The sequence below is a fragment of the Bacillus cereus group sp. BfR-BA-01350 genome, from assembly GCF_022663775.1.
Lineage (GTDB): Bacteria > Bacillota > Bacilli > Bacillales > Bacillaceae_G > Bacillus_A > Bacillus_A paranthracis.
Window position 1 is genome coordinate 31,410 of the sequence record NZ_JAKUGD010000010.1, and the last position, 21,711, is coordinate 53,120.

The window sequence follows — 21,711 nt, forward strand, 5'->3', positions numbered from 1 at the left end:
AATTTTTATTTTGGTCATTTTGTTCACGGGAGTTAATTTGAATTTTTAAAAAGTAAGCTGCTCTCCATAAGAATGGTAGAATAAGATGACAATATTGAAGTGTGAAATAGGGAGTAGATTTATATGAAAACAAGAATGGAAGAGATTTGTAGTTCTTATGAAGGAAGAGTAGAAGAGATTTTTGTTAATGAATCTTCTTACGTATATGAGTGGGAAAAATTAATGATGATCCGAAAAAATAACGGTGAGCTTGAAAAGGTTGCAGTCGGCATCAGTGGAAATATAAGATTAGTAAATGTAGTTGTTGGGCAGCAAATTCATACAGATACATTATTAGTTAGGTTGGAAGATGATTTATTAATTACAGGTTGTGAATAATGAGAGATGTGTAGATATGACTACACATCTTTTTTGTTCTATATATTACAAAAGACACATTGTTTTTTCACAAATCGCACACAAGTTTTTGATATGCTCCTTGTAGAAGATAGGGTTAGGGGGGAAATAATACAATGAGAACAAAGTATGTAATGTTTGCTATATGCTTATTCTTTGTCTTTACAATTGTAGGATGTGGTAAGAAACAAGCAGAGGCAGTGGCAATTGATGAGAAACATGATAAGTGTGATATTTGCCAAATTGGAGTAATGGATAATCAATTTGCAACGGAAATTATTTTAGAAAATGGAAAAGCATTAAAGTTTGATGATATCGGTTGTATGTATAAATGGATGGAGATTAATCAAGGCGAAAAGACGAAAGAAAAATTTGTTCGAGATTATGATTCGAAAGATTGGGTTTCGTTAGAAGACGCTACTTACGTATATGATAAAACAATTACAACACCAATGGCTTATAATGTCATTTCATTTAAAAACAAAAAAGATGCAGAGAACTTTGTATCTAACTATAAGGGGAAAGTTCTTTCGTATAAAGAGCTAGCAGAGCATAAATGGGAAATGAATAAAGAAATGATGGGGAACCCGAAAAAGGGAAATCACGGCGGGCATCATTAATACTAGAAAAAGACAACTGTATGGTTGTCTTTTTCTAGTATTACTCAGGTGCAAATATAGAAAAGGTGTAAAATTTTTAGAAGAACGGTTACAATGGAATGTAGTGACCTAAAGCAATCATTTACCCCGTATTAACGGGCAGTAAAACTCCCACCTCAGAATTAGGCAGGAGCAAAGAAGTTAGGTGGGAGATCAACAGCCCGTAAATACCCGATTGGTTCAACTAATAATCAGTGGGGTGAATCCTCCCACTGATTAAAGTTTCACTTTATGTACTTTTTAGAAATGTATACAAATGCGGTGAAAACGTGCTAAACTAATTGCTTCATAATGTTAATGATGAGGCCATTAGGCGTATCATTCCAATAGGTTGAGAAACATCATATAAGTTTAAGATAATCCAATTAAAGAAGGAATATAAAGTGCTTATGGATAAATGTACTCAAGAAGAGTTATTGTATGTGATGGAGGAATGGTTAAGAAAACATTATCTTTCATAGGAGCTGTAGTTGTGAGAAAACAAAAAATTTTATTATGTATGTTATTAGGACTTTTAATGACGGTAGTGGCTTGCGATAAGCAAGAAGAGCCAGAATCGAAACCGGTTCATGTGAAAAACGAAAAGAAACAAGAGAAGCATAAAGAACAGGAAGAATCTAAAGAAGAAAAAAGTATAAATTTAATGGACAAACAGTTGCTACTTTCTGCCACTCTTGGAGACACAGAAACAGCTATGAAGTTGATTCAAGATGGAGCGAATATAAACGTAGAAGGTGACAACGGAGAAACCCCCGTCCTTGCAGCAACGTACCAAAATCATGTAGAGACAGTTAAAGCATTAATTGGTGCAGGTGCTAATATTGAAATTAAAGATGAGAAACAAAGCAATCCGCTTCTTTATGCAAGTAGAGAAGGATATACAGATATTGTAAAGGTATTAATTGATGCAGGAGTTAATACGAAAGAAACGACTAAGTCAGGTGGAACAGCACTTATTTCTGCATCTGAGCGTGGTCATGTAGAGGTCGTAAAAGAATTGTTAGAGCATACAGATATTGATGTCAATTATAAAAATGCTCGTGGTGGAACAGCTTTAGTAGAAGCAATTGTATTAGGAAATGGTAGTGAAAATCACAAGAAAGTAATTCAAATGCTTATTGACCACGGGGCAGATGTAAATACGGCCAATAAGGAAAATATTACGCCACTGCAATTTGCTGAAAAAAGAGGTTTTAAAGATATTGCAAATATGTTGAGGGCAGCTGGTGCAAATGAAGTAGTACAACCACAACAACCAGTAGAATAAAAAATGAAAAATAATCCCATTTAGATAGACAGAATGAAGAAATCAGTGAGTATGATGGATTCAGTAATGTGTATTTGAATGGGATTTTTGTTTTGGGCATGAAAAATAGATTATGAATGGTATATGGAGTAACTAAGGAGGATATAAATGAGGCTCTCAGAACTTGATTTAATAGCAATTCAGGTAGAGGTTTTATTTGTTCATAATCGAGTAGGAAAAATGAAATATGTAAATGAACAAGGAAATCCGAAAGCACCACGCTTTTTTCTTGGCAGAACTCGTGAAGGGAGTATAACGAGATATCATTGTGATCTGGATGATGAAACGGTAGGTAAGATTGAGAAATTAATTCGAGAACCTTCAAATCATATAGAGATAGCAAAGATTATTCATGTATTAAATGAAGAAAGAACAGTAAAAAATATTTGGATGGGTCCTGCTTTCATGTTCTCTAATAATTTACATAAGCCAACTAGAACAATACAGATAACAGAGAAGAATAAAGAGCTTTTGCGAGAAAATTTTCCCCATCTAATAGAACAGATGGAGTGGAGGAAACCTTACTTTGCAATTGTAAAAAATGAAAAAGTAGTTTCTATATGTTGTAGTGCTAGGAGTACACCTGTAGCTGCTGAGGCGAGTGTGGAAACTTTAGCGGAGTTTCAAGGGAATGGATATGGTACTGATGTTGTGACAGCCTGGGCGATATCCATACAAGAAGAAAAGCGCATTCCACTTTATAGCACTTCTTGGGATAATTATGCTTCAAAAGCAGTTGCAAGAAAACTAAAACTAATTAACTATGGAATGGATTTGCATATCACTTAAATTTTAAAAATAGTTGTTTGCTGTTGGGGTTCATCCGTATATTTAGATTATTGTTAAAAAGTATGATGAATATTAACATTCGATTAACAGCTAATTAACAATCTATCAAAACTGACTTAATAAATGCGTAATATAGTAAAGGTAACAAAATAACTAGGGTAGAGAACATTTGAGAACACCCGCTTACATATAACGTGCCACTTTCTTAGGTGTGCTCTATTCCCTAGAGTTCAAATAAGGAGAAAGGTGTTCTATGTAAGTAGGTGTTTTTAGTTTGGATAAAAATAGAAAAGCTAGGTGGAATGAATGTTTAAGGAACCTTATATTGCGATGATAAAGGATTGGAAAGGATACAACACATACAAAAAGTTACCGAAAACAGTTTTTCTTATGACCGGTTCAATGCTGGAATTACCAGAGCGTGTATATGAATTACAGAAACATGGACATGATGTCTTTCTTCATTGTGATTTTATACAAGGTTTAAATACGAATACAGAGGAAGCACTTTCGTATATTCAAGACGTTATTGGAGCACAAGGCATTATTTCAACAAAAGGATCGACAATTCGAAATGCCAATAAAATTGGATTAAAAACGATCCAACGTATTTTTATTGTCGATACTTTATCTCTTACAAAATCAATTGAAAATTGTAAAACGACTAAACCGAATGCAGTAGAGATTATGCCTGGTATTATGCCTTCCATTATTAAGCAGTTAGCAGAGGAAATAGAATTTCCTATCATTGCAGGCGGATTGATTCAAACGCGAGAAGATGCAGAAATTGCTATTCGTTCGGGAGCGAGCGCGATTTCGACGAGTCACTATGAAGTATGGATACAAGAAGAAAAAAGGAGTGCAATCTTGTGATTGAATTGAAAAATGTTTCAAAGGTATATCAAAATGCAGAGGAGACAGCGGTTAAAGGTGTATCGGTTCATATTAAGAAGGGAGAATTTTTTGTTTTAGTTGGCCCTTCAGGATGTGGAAAAAGTACATTATTAAGAATGATTGCTGGTTTAGAAGAAATTTCTTCGGGGGATTTAATTATTAATGAATGTGTTGCAAATGATTTAGAGCCGAAAGATCGTAATCTATCAATGGTATTTCAAAATTATGCACTATATCCACACTTATCTGTAGAAGAAAATATTTTATTCGGACTTAAGGTAAGGAAAGTACAAAAAGAAGAGCGACAAAAGAGATTAATGGAAGCTGTGGAAATGGTGGGACTGAAAGAGTATGTGAAAATGAAACCAGGCCAATTATCAGGTGGACAAAGACAGCGTGTTGCGCTTGCTAGGGCGATTGTGAGTCAAGCGCCGATTTGTTTAATGGATGAACCACTTTCGAATTTAGATGCGAAATTACGTGCGCAAATGAGGATTGAAATTAGAGAAATTCAGCAGCGTTTAGGAATTACAATGATTTACGTTACTCACGATCAAATAGAAGCGATGACTATGGGAGATCGTATTATGGTCTTAAATAAAGGAAGCATACAGCAAGTTGGAACACCGCTTGACATCTATAACGAACCAGCAAATGAATTTGTTGCAAGTTTTATAGGGTCTCCTTCGATGAATATAAATGATGGAGAAGTAAACAAAGAAAAAGGTGTATTACATATAGGGCAATTGCAAATTCCGTTATCTATTGGACAGTTAAAGCAATTACCAGAAGGAATAATTCGCATAGGCATGCGTCCTGAGCATATTGCCCTGTCTGAGGAAGGACAAGAAGTTACGCTACAATCTGTAGAAGTATTAGGCAACGAATCTATATTAAACTTCGCAATAAATGGAACAACTTGGAGTGCAAAAGTCATTGGACAGCTAATCCTGAACAAAGGTGACAAAGTAAAATTATTATTCTCACAAGATAAGTTATGCTTCTTTAATCAAAACACGAATGAACGCTTAAAAGTGGTAGCTGAAGAAGAGCTGAAAGTGGTGGCGAAATAATGATCGAAGTAAGTAAGTTACCGGTTCAAACAAAAGTGTCAAAAAAGAAAAATTTATGGGGGAGAACAAAAGATTTAAGAATAGGATTATTGTTTTTGGCGCCATCTATTTTGCTATTTTCAATTTTTCTGTTCTATCCATTGTTTAGGACGATTTACTATAGTTTTTATTTAACCGATATACATGGAGAAGCTAATCTTTTCGTTGGCTTAGAAAATTATCAATATTTATTCTCTGATCCTGCCTTCTACAAAAGTATAAAATCAACTTTACTATTTGTTTTATATACAGTGCCTACGAGTATTATACTCGCTTTATTTCTTGCATTGATTGCAAATGGAAAAGTAAGGGGTATTGGGGTATTCCGTGTGTTATTTTCTTCCACAATGGGAATATCAGTAGCTGCTAGTGCGGTGATTTGGCTATTTTTATTTCATCCAAGTGTCGGATTATTTAATAATATATTAGCCTCTATGAATCTACCTGCAATCGCATGGTTAACGAGCCCAGATTGGGCATTGTTCTCTGTATCAGTTACAACGGTTTGGGTGAATACAGGATTTGCATTTTTAGTTATATTAGGTGGTTTACAAAATATTGATACGTCTTTATATGAGAGTGCATCTATAGATGGTGCTAGCTATTTATATAAGCTTCGTCGTGTTACATTACCGATGCTATCACCAACTTTATTCTTTATCGTGACAGTAACGTTAATTAGTGCGTTCCAAAGCTTTGGACAGATTGATATTTTAACGCACGGTGGACCGAATGATGCAACAAATTTAATTGTATATTCAATTTATAAAGAGGCATTTGTGAATCATCAATTTGGGACAGCAAGTGCACAAGCGATGGTACTATTTGTTTTCATTTTCATTGCTACATTACTTCAATTTAAGTTTGCTGAGAGAAAGGTGCATTATAAATGATCGTTAAACAGTGGAAACAAAATTTCCTGCTATACATGCTGCTCATAATTAGTGCAGTAATGGTATTTTTTCCTGTGCTGTATGCGTTTTTAATAAGCTTTATGACACCAGACGATATTCAAATGAGAAGGATATTTCCAACTCAATTTACTTTTGATAATTTCATTAATATTTTTCAGAAAGTACCACTTTTTACATATTTATATAACAGCTTAGTTGTATCGACAGTTGTTATGATTGGACAACTTATCGTGTCAAGCTTAGCGGCGTATGCTTTTGTCTTTCTTCAGTTTAAGGGAAGAAATCTTATTTTTTTCCTGTTTATTTCAACGATGCTTATTCCGTGGGAAGCGACGATGGTACCTAACTTTTTAACGATTCAAAACTTTGGCTGGATCAATAGTTTCGCTGGGATGACAGTGCCGTTTTTTGCAACAGCTTTCGGTATCTTCTTGTTACGCCAACATTTTATGACACTTCCGAATGAACTGAAAGAAGCTGCTTTTATTGAAGGGATTGGAAATGTAAGATTTTTGTTCAGCGTTGTAATTCCGTATTGTAAAACGAGTTTTATTACGCTTGGAGTATATAGTTTTTTAACAACATGGAATATGTACTTATGGCCACTTTTAGTGACCACTGATGAAAAGGTAAGAACAGTTCAAATTGGTGTGAAGCAGCTTCAATCTCAAGAAGTTGCAACTGATTGGGGAAGCGTAATGGCTGGCGTTACGGTTATCGTTATACCAACATTGATTTTATTATTTTTAGGACAAAAGCAATTACAACAAGGATTAACAAAAGGTGCAATTAAATAATTAAGAGAAGGTGAGATTAAAATGGGTCTGGTTAAAAAAGGTGCTGCTCTACTAATGGTAGCAACAATGGCATTATCTAGTGCTGCTTGTTCAAATAGTAAAACAGAAGGAAAACCTGAAGCACAGGCGAAAGTAGCACCAGTTGAAAAAAATGGTGATAAAACTGTAATTCGTTTTTGGCATGCGATGGGTGGAAAAACACAAGGCGTACTAGATGGGCTTGTTGCAGACTATAATAAGTCACAAAATAAATATGAGATAAAGGCAGAGTTCCAAGGGACATATGAAGAGTCTTTAACGAAATTTAAAACGATGTCTGCTACGAAAGAAGCACCAGCTCTTGTTCAGTCGAGTGAAATTACAACAAAATATATGATTGATAGCAAAAAGATTACGCCAATTGATAGTTGGATAAAAAAAGATAAGTATGATACTTCAAAATTGGAAAAAGCAATTACAAATTATTATTCAGTTGATGGAAAAATGTATTCTATGCCATTTAATTCATCTACACCAGTATTAATTTATAATAAAGATGCTTTCGCAAAGGCGGGCTTAGATCCAGAGAAAGCTCCAAAAACATATGCGGAATTGCAAGAAGCAGCGAAAAAGTTAACGATTAAAGAAGGCGGAAATGTAAAACAATATGGATTTTCAATGCTGAATTATGGTTGGTTCTTTGAAGAATTGTTAGCGACACAAGGCACTTTATATGTAGATAATGAAAATGGTCGTAAAGATGCTGCAAAGAAAGCTGTATTTAACGGTAAAGAAGGACAGAAAGTATTTGGGATGCTAGATGAGTTAAATAAAGCTGGTGCACTAGGAAAGTATGGAGCAAGTTGGGATGATATTCGTGCCGCGTTCCAGTCTGGACAAGTTGCTATGTATTTAGATTCTTCAGCTGGTGTTCGCGACTTAATTGATGCATCTAAGTTTAATGTAGGCGTGTCATATATTCCATATCCAGAGGATTCGAAACAAAATGGTGTTGTTATTGGTGGAGCATCATTATGGATGACGAATATGGTTTCAGAAGAAACACAACAAGGTGCTTGGGACTTTATGAAATATTTAACGAAGCCAGACGTACAAGCAAAATGGCATACTGCAACAGGTTATTTCTCTATTAATCCAGATGCATATAATGAACCATTAGTAAAAGAGCAATATGAAAAATATCCACAGTTAAAAGTAACAGTAGATCAATTGCAAGCGACGAAACAATCTCCAGCAACACAAGGCGCTTTAATTAGTGTATTCCCAGAATCACGAGATGCAGTTGTAAAAGCATTAGAAGCAATGTATGACGGAAAGAATAGTAAAGAAGCGTTAGATGAAGCTGCCAAAGCGACAGATAGAGCAATTAGCATTTCAGCTCGTACGAGTCAAAAATAAGAGAAAGCCGTATCCGAAAAAGGATACGGCTTTCTTTAGGAGATAAGGGATCAAAAAAATGAAGAAGTCTTATCTCTTTTATATGAGTAAAGGGTCTAGAATGAATCTTGTCCTTTTCATTATTTGTTTAACTCCATTGCAACTTGTTTGCCATTTACGAAAACCTCTGCCACTGCTACCATAACTTCCATCACTTTTTTCATATCTCATCTCTCCTTGTTTTTTGTTTCATTTCTTACTTTTAGTATAAGGAAATATAGCAATCGCAACTATCGAATTGGATGACAAGAGACTTACATTGTTGTAAGGATAATCGTTGTATTTGTAATAAATGTGATTTTGAATATGAGTTCAAAGGATTCTGTTGTTTTGAAATATAATTAGAAAGAGAGTGGTTTAGAAAGAAGGGGATAATATGAAAAGAATTCTTGTTATTAGTGATATTCATGGAGAAATAGAAAAGTTCGAACAGTTATTAGAAGAAGCTCAATACGATGCAAAACAGGATCAACTAATTTTATTAGGGGATTATGTAGATCGTGGTTCAAATGCACGTGCAGTAATTGAAAGGGTAAAAGAGTTAAAAGAAGATGGAGCCCTCGTTCTAAAGGGAAATCATGAAGATATGATGATTAAGGCGTTAACGACTGATGAGGAACGTTCATGGAACCATTGGGTAAAAAGGAATGGTGGAGATAAGACATTATATAGTTATGGATTTGTAGAAGAAGATATTGTAGTTAATGAGGAAGACTTCCAAAAACCAATTTTACAATCGCATGTTTTAGAAGATCATGTAAAGTTTATTCAAGAATTAGATCATTACATTGAAACAGAAGAGTACATATTTGTACATGCTGGTGTTGAGCCTATGAAACGAGTTTCTGAATGTGAACCATATACGTTAATGTGGATCCGTAATGAGTTTCATAATGGATATAGTGGCGAAAAGGTTGTTGTATTTGGCCATACGGAAACAAAAACGCTTCACGGTAGTGAGAATTGTGGCGTGTATTTTGGTAGTAATCGAATTATTGGAATTGATGGCGGGGCTGTGTATGGTGGTCAGCTAAATTGTTTGGAATTGCCAAGTAAAAAGGTATATGTAGTAAAAAATTGAAAGAGATAAGGGAAATCTTATTTATTTCAATTTTTTATTAAGCTAAATTTAAGAAAGAGTCTTTATAATTAATCTTTAAAATTCTGTATCAAGAAAAAGTGTAGAAAGAACGAATTAAAAATGAAGTTACAAAATATAATGATATTCTTTTGTTAGGAAAAGCAGGAATGTGATTATAAATAGAATCGAACGATATGGTGGAAGGTGAGAATATGCGCTTACTCGTAGTAGAAGATAATGCTTCGTTATTAGAGTCTATCGTACAAATTTTGCGTGATGAATTTGAAGTAGATACAGCATTGAATGGAGAAGAGGGGTTATTTCTAGCGTTACAAAATATATATGATGCAATTTTGCTTGATGTGATGATGCCAGAGATGGATGGTTTTGAAGTAATTCAAAGAATACGTGATGAAAAGATTGAAACACCAGTCCTGTTTTTAACAGCGAGAGATTCTTTAGAAGATCGGGTGAAGGGATTGGACTTTGGTGGAGATGACTATATCGTTAAGCCATTTCAGGCCCCTGAATTAAAAGCGAGAATTCGTGCTTTACTACGCAGAAGTGGTAGTTTAACAACAAAGCAGACTATTCGATATAAAGGGATTGAACTGTTCGGAAAAGATAAAGATGTTCAAGTAGATGGACAAAGTATGAAGCTAACATTAAAACAATATGAGCTTCTAGAGTACCTTGTTCAAAATAGCGGAAAGATTTTAATGAGGGAACAAATTTTTGATCGTGTTTGGGGATTTGATTCAGATACGACAGTGGCAATTGTAGAAGTGTATGTACATCATTTACGTAAAAAATTAGAGCCATTCGGTTATCAGAAAGATATTCAAACCGTTCGAGGTATTGGATATATATTAAAAGAACAATGAAAAAGGGAAGTATGTTTCAGAAGACGCGTATTCGATTGACTATATTGAATTCATTAGTATTTATCATTTTGATAGGCGTATTAGGTAGTATCATTTATTCTTACACATATAAGCGTATTTATAGTGGAGTAAATGAATCGATAGAAAAAGCCGTTCAACATAGAAAGAATGCAGATGATAAAAAACTACCTAAAAAAATTAGAGGATATCCTCCAATTGGGGATCCAAGGATAATGGAGTTAACTTGGCTTGGAAACACGGTGGAGATAGATATTGAAAACGGCAAACGTCGTTTTATTTTTGAAGACAATTTGGAAAAGTTTTCTCCAAAGAAATTAGGAACTTTGCAAGATATAGAAGTACAAGGACAATATTTTAGAATATTTTCATTTCAAAAAGATGCAAAAATAGTTCAAATTGCAAGGGATATAACAGCTGAAAAAGAAATGTTACATACTTTATTTTTAATTCTTGTGATAGGTTGTAGCGTAGGAAGTTTATGTGCAATAGGAATCGGCTTTTTCTTAGCTGGCAGGGCACTCGTACCCATTCAAAATTCATGGGAAAAACAGCAGCAATTCGTTTCTGATGCGTCACATGAACTAAGGACACCGCTTGCAGTTATTCAATCAAAAACAGATGTTTTATTCCAGTCACCATCCGCTACGATAGAAGAAAAAGCGATGGATATTTCTACAATTTCAAAAGAATGTAGGCGGTTATCAAAACTCGTTAGTAATTTATTATTGCTAGCACGCTCTGATTCTAATCAAATTGAGATGGATAAGAAAACATTTGAACTCGATAAATTGTTAGAAGAAATAGTAGCTCCATATAAGGAGATTGCTTCTTATCAAGAAAAAGAAATGATATTAAAAGTAGAACGTGGCGTATCTTTTATGGGTGATAGAGAGCGGATTCATCAAATGATGGTCATACTGTTAGATAATGCGATGAAGTATACGAACGAAGGCGGTCATATTCAAATCAATTGCACGCAAACGAGCAGTTCAATTCGTATACAGGTGAAAGATGACGGGATAGGAGTGAAAGAAGAAGATATTCCGAAATTATTTGATCGTTTTTATCAAGGGGATAAAGCAAGAAGTACGTCAGAAGGAGCTGGATTAGGTCTTTCAATCGCAAATTGGATTGTAGAAAAACATTACGGAAAAATGTCAGTAGAGGGCAAATGGGAAGAGGGCACTTGTTTTGAAGTGATTTTCCCTAAACACCAAAGAATATAAGTGAGAAGACGATCTTGTTTTTACAAGGTCGTCTTTTTTTAAGGGAAAGTTAAGAAACTATTTTTAACATGTATTGTATACGGAAAGTTCGCCCTATAAAGAAGCGATTATAAAAAGGTATTTGAGTAGATTACATCGATCATAATGTTATTTCGATTATGAATAGGGAATGATGGAAAAGAAAGTGTAAGAGGGAGGAATTAATTTTGAAAAAGAAAATGATGATGGTATTCACTATTGGAGTAATGAGTTTAAGTATATTAGGGGGTGCCTCTCCTTCTGAAACATCAAAAGGAAAGACAGATTACAAGCAGCGCAGCAAAGAACAATTAAACAATGGAAAGATACATGCTGTGCATACAGAAGAAAAGGCGGAGAATTTAGGGATTGAAACGGCAGGGAAAGAACAAATTACGCTAGAAAAAGAAATCCATGAGACGGAAGTAGGAAGAGAAGCAGAACAGTTAGGAATTTTGATTGAAGGAAAAGATGTTGGAACTCTTTCAGAAGAAATCTATGAAACAAAAGTGAAGCAAGAAGCGTTAAAGCTAGGCATATCAATAGAAAATACATCAATTGTAAATTTGATTACTCAAATTAATACGATTAAAATTAGCGATGAAGCGGATAAATTAGATATTTCAACAAATGGAAAAGAAATAGAGGAAATTGCGGAAGAAATCTATGGAACGAAAGTAAGAGAGGAAGCAGGGAAGTTAGGTATTTCACAAAAAGGAAAAGAGATAGAAGAGTTAGCACAAGAAGTGTACGAACAAAAAGTGCAAGAAGAGGCAAAAAAATATCATATTGATTTATATGGTAAAGATATATATCAAGTATTAAGCGAAATTAATGAACAAAAGGTGTTACAAATGGCAGATGAGCTTAATATGGATAAAACGAATATGAACACTCAAGAACTAGCAGAAAAAATAAAAAAAGATCAGCCTGAAAAAGGAAAAGAACTAAATTTTGTACCGGTGATTCGCACGGATGCTGACGCGTTTTATTCTTATTTAACGAACTAAGAAGGGCGTGAGAGTGATACGAAGGTTTAAGTGGTATATATGCATAGCATTACTAGCTATAGCAGTATGGAATGTATATACAAATGGAATTACAAAGTATATGGAAAAGTTAACATTCTTCAATATACAAAGTGAAAAAGAAGCGGAGTTTAGTAATAATGGTGAAAAGGTCATCTTATCAAATGTACCTTTAATTCAGCAGTTACCAGAGTTAGATAGAGGCTGTGAAGTAACGAGCTTAGCGATGATGTTACAATACGCAGGTATTACAGTGGATAAGATGAAATTAGCAAACGAAATAAAGAAAGTTGATTTTATGAACGATGGTATACGTGGGAACCCAAATGAAGGATTTGTAGGGAATATTTATACCTTTTCTGAATCTGGATATGGTGTATATCATGGACCGCTATTTCAATTAGCGAAAAAGTATTTACCTAACAAAGCTGTGGACTTAACAGGGAAGAGTATAGAAGAGCTTTATAAGAGTGTAAAATCAGGGCAACCGGTAGTCATGATTACAAATGCAACATTTGCGCCATTAGATGAAGATGAATTTACTACATGGGAAACAAATAGTGGAGATGTTTCTATTACGTATAATGAACATTGTGTAGTGCTTATTGGATATGATAAGGAATTTGTATATATTCGAGATCCTCTTAATGAAAGTTTAGATGTAAAAGTACCGAGAGAAAGTTTTGAACAGGCATGGGTGCAAATGGGGAGTCAGGCGATTAGTTACATATAAGATGGGTAAATAAAAGGAAGGAGGCTGAAACAGCCTCCTTCCTTTTATTTATTTTCTGTGGCATTGATTACAAACTGATCATAATATTTTTCATTCACATATATATTTAATACCCATAATCCAGATGAAGGTAGTGACATAGTGAGAGGGAGTTCGTTTGTAGTAGAATCTATTGCATTTGAAGCAGTCCAAGTTTGTTTGGAATTTTCTTGTTGAAAGAGGACTGGTGTTGGCGTTACTGACCCTTGTTTTAGTGCAATAATAGAGAGTTTTCCAGTTGGCCTTTCAGAATCTAAAAAGTACCACATTATTTCATTTTGTTCATTTGAGATAATAGAGGTATCAGCCATTGCGATTTTTCCTTCGATGCCTTTTAAAGGTATTTTTCCATCTACGAAGGATGGAGCTTCTTCCCAATTCACATCTTTTAAAACACTAAGATGAAAGAAGGAAGGTGCATTAACTTGGGTGGATGACGTAGCGATAGCTTCTTTTTTAGGTGCTTCTGAATCAGGCTGCAATTGCGAGCATCCAGCGATGAGAAAGGAGAAAAGTAGCATAGTTCCGATTTTTTTCATGGTGCCACACTCCTAATTTTTATTGTTAGTGTAATTGTATTTGCTAGAAAGCGGGACAATTCCTTTAAAGTATAAAAAGAGGTCGTAAGTTTTGTACGACCTCTTTTGACATTTTTCTATACTTGTTCAGTTGTAAAGGTTGGCTCATTCTCTTTTTGCGGCATCGTTAAGAAAATAACAGAAAGAATGATACATACGCCGCCTAATAATTGATAGGCTCCAAAAGATTCATTTAGCCAAGCGATTGAAACGATGGCCGCTATAAGTGGTTCAATGCTAGATAAAATGCTTGTTTCTGTTGCTGCTAAATATTTCAGACTACCGATATAAAGAAGGAAAGAAAGAGTGCCACTTATAATGATAAGGATAAGCATAGAAAAAGTTTTTGGTGTAAAGGTTTGTGAAAGTTGACTCCATCCAAACGAGCGATTACAAATAAGCAGGGCGATGCCGCCGATTAGCATCCCCCAGCCAATTACTATGGTTGTTCCGCATTCTTTAATAAGGGAAGCTGGATGGAGGGTATAAAATGCAAATCCAATTGCTGTTAATAGGCCAAAAATAATGGCTTCTTTCGATAAAACAATATTTTCAATTGAACCGTTTGTAATAATAAAGTACGTTCCCGTTAGCGCAGTTATAATTGCGAGTAGTTGCATAGAAGCAGGGAATTTTCGTTGTCCAAATGCGACATAAATGGTAATAAAAACAGGACCTAGAAATTGAAATAACGTCGCTGTGACCGCATTACTAATATGAACTGTTTCGATAAAGGCGTATTGTGCACCGAGCATGCCGAGAATAGAGAAAATAATAAGTTGTATAGAATGTCTAGTGTGTTTCCAAATTTGAAAAATGTTTTGTTTCTTTATCCGTAAAAAAGATAAAATAAATATTCCTGCAAGCAGCAATCGAATTGTTAAAAAATCAATTGATGATAAGTTAGTATGTTGAAATAGCCACTGAATCATTGGGCCAGATAACCCCCATAAGGTAGCTCCTGTAATAATCATAATGAGTCCAATCCGTCTACTATTGTTCATAATCATGCATCTCCTCTCGAGTATTTGATTTTTTATGTGTGACATGATAAAAGGAATTATATATATAATCTGGCACTGTAAAAAGTATCAGATTCCAGTTTTATTAAGGGGTCAGATGTTATGTTAGAATTAACGCCTAATTTAAATACGCAAAGTAAAATAGCGTTATACGTGCAATTGTATGAGTATATAAAAAAAGAAATTAAAGATGGAACGATTCCGGCTTTTACAAAATTACCTGCAAAAAGAAAACTGGCGAGCTATTTACAAGTGAGTAAGAATACAGTAGAAGCGGCTTACGAGCAATTACTTGCAGAAGGTTATATTGAGTCGGCATCGAGAAAAGGTTATTTTGTATGTAAAGTTGAACAAATGATGGATGTAGAAGGAAGCGAAGCGAAAGTAGAAGAAGTATCGTTTCGGGAGGAGAACTATACATTTGATTTCACACAAACAGGGGTTGATACGAATACTTTTCCGTTCACTACGTACCGCAAGCTTATTAATGATGTATGGCAGCCGCATAATAATGATTTACTTTTTCTTGGACACCCTCAAGGAGAATTAAGCTTACGAGAGGAAATTGCGAACTATTTGTATGAATCTAGAGGTGTACGTTGCTCAGCTAGTCAAATTGTATTAGGGGCGGGAACACAAATATTAGTGAAGTTACTTTTTCAATTGTTGAAGGGAAGTAATTATGCTGTTGAAAATCCAGGGTACCATAGGAAAATGGTCGTTTTTGAACAGGGAGAAAAGAAGGTTCAAATGTTGTCTTTAGACAGGGACGGGATTTGTATGGCAGATTTAGAAAATAGCGATGCAAATGTTGTATTTGTAACGCCCTCTCATCAATTCCCATATGGAATGATTATGCCTATTACGAGAAGGACGCAGCTTTTACAATGGGCAAAGAAAGAAGAAGACAGGTATATTATTGAAGATGATTACGATAGTGAATTTCGTTATTCAGGAAGGCCAATTCCGGCACTACAAGGGTTAGATACAGATGGGAAAGTTATTTATATGGGGACGTTATCAAAAGCTTTGTTGCCCTCATTACGGATGAGCTATATAGTATTACCGAAGAATTTAATTAAAAAGTATCAAAAAGAATATTTGTTTTATACACAAAGTGTTTCAAGAATGGATCAAGAAGTGATTAGAAAGTTTTTACATGAAGGTTATTGGGAAAAACATATTCATAAAATGCGTGTCGTCTACCGGAAAAAGAGGGATCGACTTGTTTTTGAAATAGAGAAGTATTTCTCTAATCATGTTGAAGTGATAGGGGAAGATTCGGGATTACACATTTTATTAAAAGTGCATAATGGAATGCGAGAAGAAGAATTAATTAAAGAAGCTGCAAAATATAGTATTAAAATATATCCTGTTTCTACGTATTACAAAGCCGATACTGCACCTGAAAATGTCGTTTTACTTGGGTTTGCGATCTTATCAGAAGAAGAAATTGCGAAAGCGATTCAACTATTAAATACAGCGTGGTTTAGAAAAAAGTAAAAAAACATCCTCATACATGAGAGGATGTTTTTTATTATTTATTTTCGTCTAAGAATAAGACCATATGCTCTTCGTCCCAATATTGTCCGTTATATTTTAATGAACGTTCTTGTACACCGAATGTTTTAAATCCTAATGATTCATAAAGTTTTTTTGCTCCATCGTTGCCAACAACAACATCAAGCATAACTTGTTCCACCTCTAAAGATTTAGCAAGCTCAAGACATTCTTTAATAAGTGCTTTCCCTGCTCCAAGTCCGCGTGCTTTTGGAGATACATATACAGAACCAATTTTAGCTTTATGTTCTTGTTTTACATATGGTTTCGTTTCCAGTGTTGCAACCCCGATTAATTTTCCATCTTTGAATGCGCCTAGCGTATAGTTTTCATCTTGTGCTAATTTTTGTGCTTTATATTCAATCGCACACTCTTTATTAATAATATCTTCATAAGAAGAGCTGAAAGCTTCAGGGTTTTGCTTTAAACCTTCTACACGAAGTTCTAAGTAAATTTCCGCTTCATCTTTTGTTAATACATGGATATCCAATTATATCACCCTCCAAATCTTTGACAAATGTATCTTTATTTTATATTGAAATAAGAATAATTTCAAAAGCTTAGCTTATATAAGCTGGTTTTATGAACAAAATAACACCAGTAGTTTTTACTACTACTGGTGTTTTCACACACATATTATTCAAAAGGTAGCTCAATTATAAAGGTTGTTCCTTCCCCTAATTTGCTTGTTACTAGAATGGCACCGTTATGCAATTCCACAATTTCTTTAGCAACAGCTAGCCCGATACCTTTTCCCCCAGTAGCTCTCGTTCTAGATTTATCAACACGATAAAAACGATCGAAAATATGCGGAATATCTTCTTCAGGAATACCTTCACCTTCATCTTGTACACTTATTGTAAAAGAATTTGTTTCTGCGAGTACGCGTATCGTAATAGTAGTGTTTTCTAGTGAGTGTTGATAAGCATTGTGTAATAAATTTAACATAACTTGTTCCATACGTCTTTCGTCTATGCAAACTTCTAAATCATCTTTGCAATATACATGGAGTTGCATTTGTTTATTTGTTAATGTTGTTTTTGTTTTTTCAATCATTCGTTCTAAAAATGGTTGAAGGGTCACTTTTTGTTTTTTTATAACAAACTGGTGTTGTTCTAATTGTGCCAGCATAAATAAATCTTGGACGAGGTCGGTTACACTATCTGTTTCATCCTCGATGATTTGCAAGTATTCTTCTCGCTCTTCTTTCGTTAAAGTGTCTCTCTTTGCTACTTTCGCATAACCTTTCATATAGGTCAATGGAGTTAATAGTTCATGGGCGACACTAGCAAGAAATTCATTGCGTTCTTTTTTCATATAAGTTAGTTCACTGGACAAATCTTCAATCGTTTTTGCTAAGCTTCCAAGTTCATCATTCCGTTTAATACCTAATTGAATTGGCTTGTTTAATTTTGACATTTTTTCTGTTGCCCTCTTCATTTTTATAAGCGGTTCTGTAATAACACGAGAAAAAACAAAGACAGAAATAGTCGTTAAAATAACAGTCAAAACACTAATGATAAGAAATTGGTTCATGAGTTTAAGTAACATATTTTCTAAAAAAGATGTTTTTAATAACATATATAACTTTCCTTGAAACTCTGCTGTATTAAGTGGGCTTACCGTTGTGATGAATTTTGATTTTTTCCAGTTCTTTTCGACAACTAATCCGTTTGCTGGAATATGTTCTGTTTTACAAGTAAGTTGTTTTTGCATCGCCTTTGTTACAGGTTCTGAAGTGGAAATGATTTTTCCATTATTGTCCGTTATAATGATAGCTATATCAGAGTTAGCAATTGATTCTGATTCAACTAAGTGTTCAGCCTCATCAGCGATATCGAACTCTGGGTATATAGGACGCTTAGGATTTTTATTGTATTCAGCGCGTTCGCCGTGTTTCTTTTCTTTAGCAAATGCACTCCACTTTGCGCGTTGTGTAATTTTGTTACTATAGCGATTACCTTTTTCTAAGAGAGCGAGTGTTTCCTCTTCAATGCGCATTTTAGAAATACTTTTGTAAAAAGATACGAAAGCAATTGTTTCAATACATAAAGCTAATATTAAAAAGTATGTCCCGATTTTAAGTGAAAGTTTACTCATTTTCTCACCATACCTTATTCATAATAAAGGGTCAGTGGTATACTAGTTTCCACTGACCGAAGTAATTATTCACTTTTCCATTTATATCCGACCTTATAAACAGTTTCTAAGTAATTTTCAACTGGAAATCCTTTTTTACGTAATTTATCACGGATATTGCGAATATGTGAATCGATTGTTCTATATTCGATGTCTGTTTCATAACCCCAAATTTTTTCGATTAAATCATCTCGGCTATAAGCACGGTTTGTATTTTGTAAAAATAGTCCAAGTAACGAAAATTCGATAGGAGTCAGTGAGATTTTTTCATCATACACTGTGACAGTATGTTTCGTTTTATCCCACTCAATACCATTGAAGCTAACAAATCCATCTTTCTTTGTACGGCGTAATATAGCCTCAATTCGTGCAACTAATACATGCTCATCAAATGGTTTTGTAATATAGTCATCTGCGCCGATCGTAAGGCCTTTTACCATATCGTAATTTTGATTACGAGCTGTTAGCATAATGATTGGAACGTTGGAAATTTGACGGATTTGATAGCAAGTATCCCATCCATCCATATTTGGCATCATTACATCTAACAAAACAATATCGAAGTCTTTTTGTTCTATTAACTTTAGTGCTTCAAGGCCAGAGGTAGCTTTCATACAAAAATAGCCACGAGGACTTAAGAACAGATCTAATAATCGTAACATACGTTCTTCATCGTCTACTAATAAAATTTTTACCATAATCTTGTGCACCCCAAACTGTTCATTCTACTTGTATAGTTTACATGAAAATGATAAAAAACTCTTTTTATGTGATTGAGTGGGAGAGTGATTTCTCGCTCAGAGTAATTGACATAAAAAATGCACTAGTTTTGCACAACTATTTTTTATAATAGAAAACGTAGCGACACAAAATACCCTATGTTGCGACATAACGTCATGTCATTTTATTTATAAAATGACAATTCCATTCTATTGTGTATGTGAGATAGAGAGGGTTTTCGTATTCACCTCGCATCGGATAAGAAAAATTTCCTATCTCACACTTTTTTTAAAAGGAGATCATACACATGAATCCAAAAGAAGAAATTTCAAAAAAAGAAAAGCAAGATCGTAATACGGTTGTCATGTGCGTTGCCGTATCTATGGTTATTATTATAAGTTGTGTAAATAAAATTTTGGGGATTTTATAATATAAAAAAAGCTTATTGCTTCTTAAGAAGCAATAAGCTTTTTTTGTTGTTAGGGGGAGTATTTTTATATAATAAACCAAGGTAAAATTGCTAATCCAGAAGTTACAATTGCTGTAGTAAATATTAAAAGCATAGCTCGCTTGTTTTGTTTCATGTCACATTCTCCTCTACATATCAAGTACATGCGATCAGCGTGGGATGTAGTTCCCCACTGAGTAAAGTTTCACTTTATATTTTTAGTATAATGAATGGAAAGGTTTGGTACGATCGATAAAGGTGACAGGAAGATTACATTGTTGTAATGAAAAAAGCATCTTTCTTAATAAAAAGATGCTTTTGGAAAACTAGATTGAAGTATTAATCATTTAAGAACAGAACCATATGTTCCTCGTCCCAATATTGACCGTTATGTTTTAATGAACGCTCTTGTACGCCGTAAGTTTGGAAACCTAATGACTCATATAATTTTTTTGCTGCATCGTTACCAACTACAACATCGAGCATAAGTTGTTCTACATGTAATTTATTGGCATTTTCAATAATTGCTTTAATAAGAGCTCGTCCTGCTCCAAGGCCACGTGCTTTAGGGGAAACAAAAACGGAACCGATTTTTGCTTTATGTTCTTGTTTAATGAAAGGCTTTGTTTCTAAAGTAGCAATGCCGATTAAATCGTTATCTTTGAAGACACCTAGAGTATACTTATCCGGATTGCTTAATCGTTTTGCCATAGCAGCTACAGGATCCTCATGTTTCAGAACATCTTCATAAGAAGAGCTAAAAGCTTCCGGGTTCTTCGTTAAACCTTCCATACAAACTTTTAAATATATTTCTGCGTCCTCTGTCGTTAATAAGCGAATTTCCATAGTTGTAACCTCCTTGGTTGATTTCAAATAAAGTGAACCTTTTATAAGATTGTGTATGTGTTTTGTGAGCAGTCTCTTTTAATTTGTAAAAGAATGAAAAGATATATGCTACAATGTTTTGTTTTTTAATATGTAATGAAATTATATATTAACTTTATTAACTATTCAAGTGTTTAATATATTACATTTTTATAACTAAAATAGCTCCTCAATCGAGGAGCTATTTTAGTTATTCGATTGATAACCATCAATTCGATGTGGATGTGTGTAAATATTGCAGGATTCATTTCTAATAAACCCTACGACTGTAATGCCTAAATCATGGGCGAGTTGCAATGCTAGTTTTGTTGGAGCGGATTTAGATAGAACAATTTCACATCCGATTTTTGAAACTTTGAGTAAAATTTCGGATGAAATACGCCCGCTAAATGCAATGATTTTTCCTTTAACAGATATATCGTTACGTAAACAATGTCCATATATTTTATCTAATGCATTATGTCTTCCAATATCCATTCTTGATAGGAGGATATTGTTTCGATCACATAGCGCGGTATTGTGAACACCGCCGGTTTGGCGAAAGGTAGTGGAAGATTGTTGTAAAGTATTCATTAAGTAAAAGCATTCTTCAGGAGTAATTTTTACATGTATATCATGTAAATCTTTTGCTTTTGCGGCATCGTTAGCGAAAATAAAACCTTGTCTACCTTTTCCGCAGCAGGAAGTGATGTATCGTTTATTATATAAATTTTGATAGAGCGGATTTATTTTTGATGATGTTACATGGACAATTCCGTTATCTTTTTGAACCCATAGTTCTTCAATATCTTTATAGGAAGAAATAATCCCCTCAGAAATTAAAAAACCAATTACCATATCTTCAATATAATTTGGTGTACATACGACTGTTACATATTCTTCACCATTCAATTTAATAGTAATAGGAGATTCTGTAACAATCTCATCAGTTTGTTTTGAAAATGTACCAGAGTGATAGCGTACAATTGTATAACTCTCTTGCGTAGGTCCCATATGAAATTCCCCTTTTATATGTATTTTCTCCC

General features: G+C 34.3%; 23 protein-coding genes. 16 read left to right on the forward strand and 7 right to left on the reverse strand.

The genetic code is table 11. The features are described 5' to 3' along the window. The first annotated feature begins 123 nt into the window (after positions 1-123). From MR147_RS19880 to MR147_RS19945, 14 genes are all read left to right on the forward strand, one after another. Positions 124-378: a hypothetical protein gene (locus MR147_RS19880; RefSeq protein WP_074608280.1), complete on the forward strand. Its 255-nt coding sequence runs from the start codon at positions 124-126 to the stop codon at positions 376-378. Between the two features lie 134 nt (positions 379-512). Continuing rightward, entirely contained in the window at positions 513-1,016 is a 504-nt protein-coding gene (locus MR147_RS19885) for a nitrous oxide reductase accessory protein NosL (RefSeq protein WP_001259399.1), read from the forward strand. A 436-nt stretch (positions 1,017-1,452) separates the two neighbouring features. Next, positions 1,453-2,322, forward strand: a complete 870-nt coding sequence (locus tag MR147_RS19890; RefSeq protein WP_002035701.1) for an ankyrin repeat domain-containing protein — start codon at positions 1,453-1,455, stop codon at positions 2,320-2,322. Between the two features lie 147 nt (positions 2,323-2,469). After that, entirely contained in the window at positions 2,470-3,150 is a 681-nt protein-coding gene (locus tag MR147_RS19895) for a GNAT family N-acetyltransferase (RefSeq protein WP_074608282.1), read from the forward strand. A 306-nt stretch (positions 3,151-3,456) separates the two neighbouring features. Further along, the gene (locus MR147_RS19900) at positions 3,457-4,023 is read left to right on the forward strand and encodes a glycerol-3-phosphate responsive antiterminator (protein ID WP_000472011.1); all 567 of its coding nucleotides are present in this window, start codon (positions 3,457-3,459) and stop codon (positions 4,021-4,023) included. Next, positions 4,020-5,117 (forward strand): ABC transporter ATP-binding protein, encoded by a 1,098-nt coding sequence (locus MR147_RS19905; RefSeq protein ID WP_139302798.1) that lies wholly within the window; start codon positions 4,020-4,022, stop codon positions 5,115-5,117. Before MR147_RS19900 ends, MR147_RS19905 begins: the two co-directional genes overlap by 4 nt. Next, on the forward strand, positions 5,117-6,049 hold the full coding sequence (locus MR147_RS19910) for a carbohydrate ABC transporter permease (RefSeq protein WP_074608286.1): 933 nt from the start codon (positions 5,117-5,119) through the stop codon (positions 6,047-6,049). Before MR147_RS19905 ends, MR147_RS19910 begins: the two co-directional genes overlap by 1 nt. Beyond that, positions 6,046-6,867, forward strand: a complete 822-nt coding sequence (locus MR147_RS19915; RefSeq protein ID WP_000635931.1) for a carbohydrate ABC transporter permease — start codon at positions 6,046-6,048, stop codon at positions 6,865-6,867. The genes MR147_RS19910 and MR147_RS19915 overlap by 4 nt, the downstream gene beginning before the upstream one ends. Positions 6,868-6,888: 21 nt before the next feature. Beyond that, complete coding sequence (locus MR147_RS19920) at positions 6,889-8,265, forward strand: ABC transporter substrate-binding protein (RefSeq protein ID WP_074608287.1); 1,377 nt, start codon at positions 6,889-6,891, stop codon at positions 8,263-8,265. Between the two features lie 415 nt (positions 8,266-8,680). After that, positions 8,681-9,385: a metallophosphoesterase family protein gene (locus tag MR147_RS19925; RefSeq protein WP_074608289.1), complete on the forward strand. Its 705-nt coding sequence runs from the start codon at positions 8,681-8,683 to the stop codon at positions 9,383-9,385. A 212-nt stretch (positions 9,386-9,597) separates the two neighbouring features. Next, the gene (locus MR147_RS19930; RefSeq protein WP_001238633.1) at positions 9,598-10,269 is read left to right on the forward strand and encodes a response regulator transcription factor; all 672 of its coding nucleotides are present in this window, start codon (positions 9,598-9,600) and stop codon (positions 10,267-10,269) included. Then, positions 10,266-11,516 (forward strand): sensor histidine kinase, encoded by a 1,251-nt coding sequence (locus MR147_RS19935; protein ID WP_074608290.1) that lies wholly within the window; start codon positions 10,266-10,268, stop codon positions 11,514-11,516. The genes MR147_RS19930 and MR147_RS19935 overlap by 4 nt, the downstream gene beginning before the upstream one ends. A gap of 206 nt (positions 11,517-11,722) precedes the next feature. After that, positions 11,723-12,544 (forward strand): transporter, encoded by an 822-nt coding sequence (locus tag MR147_RS19940; protein ID WP_074608292.1) that lies wholly within the window; start codon positions 11,723-11,725, stop codon positions 12,542-12,544. 13 nt (positions 12,545-12,557) lie between these two features. Then, the gene (locus MR147_RS19945; RefSeq protein WP_139302799.1) at positions 12,558-13,295 is read left to right on the forward strand and encodes a C39 family peptidase; all 738 of its coding nucleotides are present in this window, start codon (positions 12,558-12,560) and stop codon (positions 13,293-13,295) included. Between the two features lie 44 nt (positions 13,296-13,339). Here MR147_RS19945 and MR147_RS19950 read toward each other — a convergent pair whose 3' ends face one another. Together MR147_RS19950 and MR147_RS19955 are read right to left on the reverse strand one after the other, a co-directional pair. Beyond that, positions 13,340-13,873, reverse strand: coding sequence for a DUF4871 domain-containing protein (locus tag MR147_RS19950; protein ID WP_074608295.1), 534 nt, complete (start codon positions 13,871-13,873; stop codon positions 13,340-13,342). Positions 13,874-13,989: 116 nt separating this feature from the next. Continuing rightward, entirely contained in the window at positions 13,990-14,916 is a 927-nt protein-coding gene (locus tag MR147_RS19955) for a DMT family transporter (RefSeq protein ID WP_074608297.1), read from the reverse strand. A 120-nt stretch (positions 14,917-15,036) separates the two neighbouring features. Between MR147_RS19955 and pdxR the strand changes: the two genes are divergently transcribed. Next, complete coding sequence (gene pdxR, locus MR147_RS19960; RefSeq protein ID WP_074608298.1) at positions 15,037-16,437, forward strand: MocR-like pyridoxine biosynthesis transcription factor PdxR; 1,401 nt, start codon at positions 15,037-15,039, stop codon at positions 16,435-16,437. Between the two features lie 34 nt (positions 16,438-16,471). On the opposite strand, the gene MR147_RS19965 is transcribed toward pdxR, so the two are convergent. From MR147_RS19965 to MR147_RS19975, 3 genes are all read right to left on the reverse strand, one after another. Then, positions 16,472-16,984 (reverse strand): GNAT family N-acetyltransferase, encoded by a 513-nt coding sequence (locus MR147_RS19965; protein ID WP_000351212.1) that lies wholly within the window; start codon positions 16,982-16,984, stop codon positions 16,472-16,474. Between the two features lie 146 nt (positions 16,985-17,130). Further along, positions 17,131-18,594 carry a HAMP domain-containing sensor histidine kinase gene (locus tag MR147_RS19970; RefSeq protein ID WP_074608300.1) on the reverse strand — a complete coding sequence of 488 codons (1,464 nt, stop codon included), beginning with the start codon at positions 18,592-18,594 and terminating at the stop codon, positions 17,131-17,133. Between the two features lie 65 nt (positions 18,595-18,659). Continuing rightward, positions 18,660-19,331, reverse strand: a complete 672-nt coding sequence (locus MR147_RS19975; protein ID WP_000238954.1) for a response regulator transcription factor — start codon at positions 19,329-19,331, stop codon at positions 18,660-18,662. A gap of 329 nt (positions 19,332-19,660) precedes the next feature. Here MR147_RS19975 and MR147_RS27065 point away from each other — a divergent pair, with 329 nt between their 5' ends. Beyond that, entirely contained in the window at positions 19,661-19,783 is a 123-nt protein-coding gene (locus tag MR147_RS27065; RefSeq protein ID WP_001068392.1) for a hypothetical protein, read from the forward strand. 357 nt (positions 19,784-20,140) lie between these two features. On the opposite strand, the gene MR147_RS19980 is transcribed toward MR147_RS27065, so the two are convergent. Both MR147_RS19980 and fdhD read right to left on the reverse strand, forming a co-directional pair. Further along, positions 20,141-20,647 (reverse strand): GNAT family N-acetyltransferase, encoded by a 507-nt coding sequence (locus MR147_RS19980; RefSeq protein WP_074609044.1) that lies wholly within the window; start codon positions 20,645-20,647, stop codon positions 20,141-20,143. Positions 20,648-20,872: 225 nt separating this feature from the next. Then, positions 20,873-21,679 (reverse strand): formate dehydrogenase accessory sulfurtransferase FdhD, encoded by an 807-nt coding sequence (gene fdhD / locus MR147_RS19985; protein WP_000529215.1) that lies wholly within the window; start codon positions 21,677-21,679, stop codon positions 20,873-20,875. Positions 21,680-21,711 lie beyond the last annotated feature (32 nt).

Bases quoted from the DNA above. Each gene is read 5' to 3' on its own strand.
- MR147_RS19895 (WP_074608282.1), top strand. From the start codon at position 2,470: ATGAGGCTCTCAGAACTTGATTTAATAGCAATTCAGGTAGAGGTTTTA.
- MR147_RS19920 (WP_074608287.1), top strand. From the start codon at position 6,889: ATGGGTCTGGTTAAAAAAGGTGCTGCTCTACTAATGGTAGCAACAATG.
- pdxR (WP_074608298.1), top strand. From the start codon at position 15,037: ATGTTAGAATTAACGCCTAATTTAAATACGCAAAGTAAAATAGCGTTA.
- MR147_RS19950 (WP_074608295.1), bottom strand. From the start codon at position 13,873: ATGAAAAAAATCGGAACTATGCTACTTTTCTCCTTTCTCATCGCTGGA.
- fdhD (WP_000529215.1), bottom strand. From the start codon at position 21,679: ATGGGACCTACGCAAGAGAGTTATACAATTGTACGCTATCACTCTGGT.
- MR147_RS27065 (WP_001068392.1), top strand. From the start codon at position 19,661: ATGAATCCAAAAGAAGAAATTTCAAAAAAAGAAAAGCAAGATCGTAAT.
- MR147_RS19925 (WP_074608289.1), top strand. From the start codon at position 8,681: ATGAAAAGAATTCTTGTTATTAGTGATATTCATGGAGAAATAGAAAAG.
- MR147_RS19955 (WP_074608297.1), bottom strand. From the start codon at position 14,916: ATGAACAATAGTAGACGGATTGGACTCATTATGATTATTACAGGAGCT.
- MR147_RS19970 (WP_074608300.1), bottom strand. From the start codon at position 18,594: ATGAGTAAACTTTCACTTAAAATCGGGACATACTTTTTAATATTAGCT.
- MR147_RS19915 (WP_000635931.1), top strand. From the start codon at position 6,046: ATGATCGTTAAACAGTGGAAACAAAATTTCCTGCTATACATGCTGCTC.
- MR147_RS19885 (WP_001259399.1), top strand. From the start codon at position 513: ATGAGAACAAAGTATGTAATGTTTGCTATATGCTTATTCTTTGTCTTT.
- MR147_RS19930 (WP_001238633.1), top strand. From the start codon at position 9,598: ATGCGCTTACTCGTAGTAGAAGATAATGCTTCGTTATTAGAGTCTATC.
- MR147_RS19935 (WP_074608290.1), top strand. From the start codon at position 10,266: ATGAAAAAGGGAAGTATGTTTCAGAAGACGCGTATTCGATTGACTATA.
- MR147_RS19980 (WP_074609044.1), bottom strand. From the start codon at position 20,647: ATGGAAATTCGCTTATTAACGACAGAGGACGCAGAAATATATTTAAAA.
- MR147_RS19880 (WP_074608280.1), top strand. From the start codon at position 124: ATGAAAACAAGAATGGAAGAGATTTGTAGTTCTTATGAAGGAAGAGTA.
- MR147_RS19975 (WP_000238954.1), bottom strand. From the start codon at position 19,331: ATGGTAAAAATTTTATTAGTAGACGATGAAGAACGTATGTTACGATTA.
- MR147_RS19900 (WP_000472011.1), top strand. From the start codon at position 3,457: ATGTTTAAGGAACCTTATATTGCGATGATAAAGGATTGGAAAGGATAC.
- MR147_RS19890 (WP_002035701.1), top strand. From the start codon at position 1,453: ATGTACTCAAGAAGAGTTATTGTATGTGATGGAGGAATGGTTAAGAAA.
- MR147_RS19910 (WP_074608286.1), top strand. From the start codon at position 5,117: ATGATCGAAGTAAGTAAGTTACCGGTTCAAACAAAAGTGTCAAAAAAG.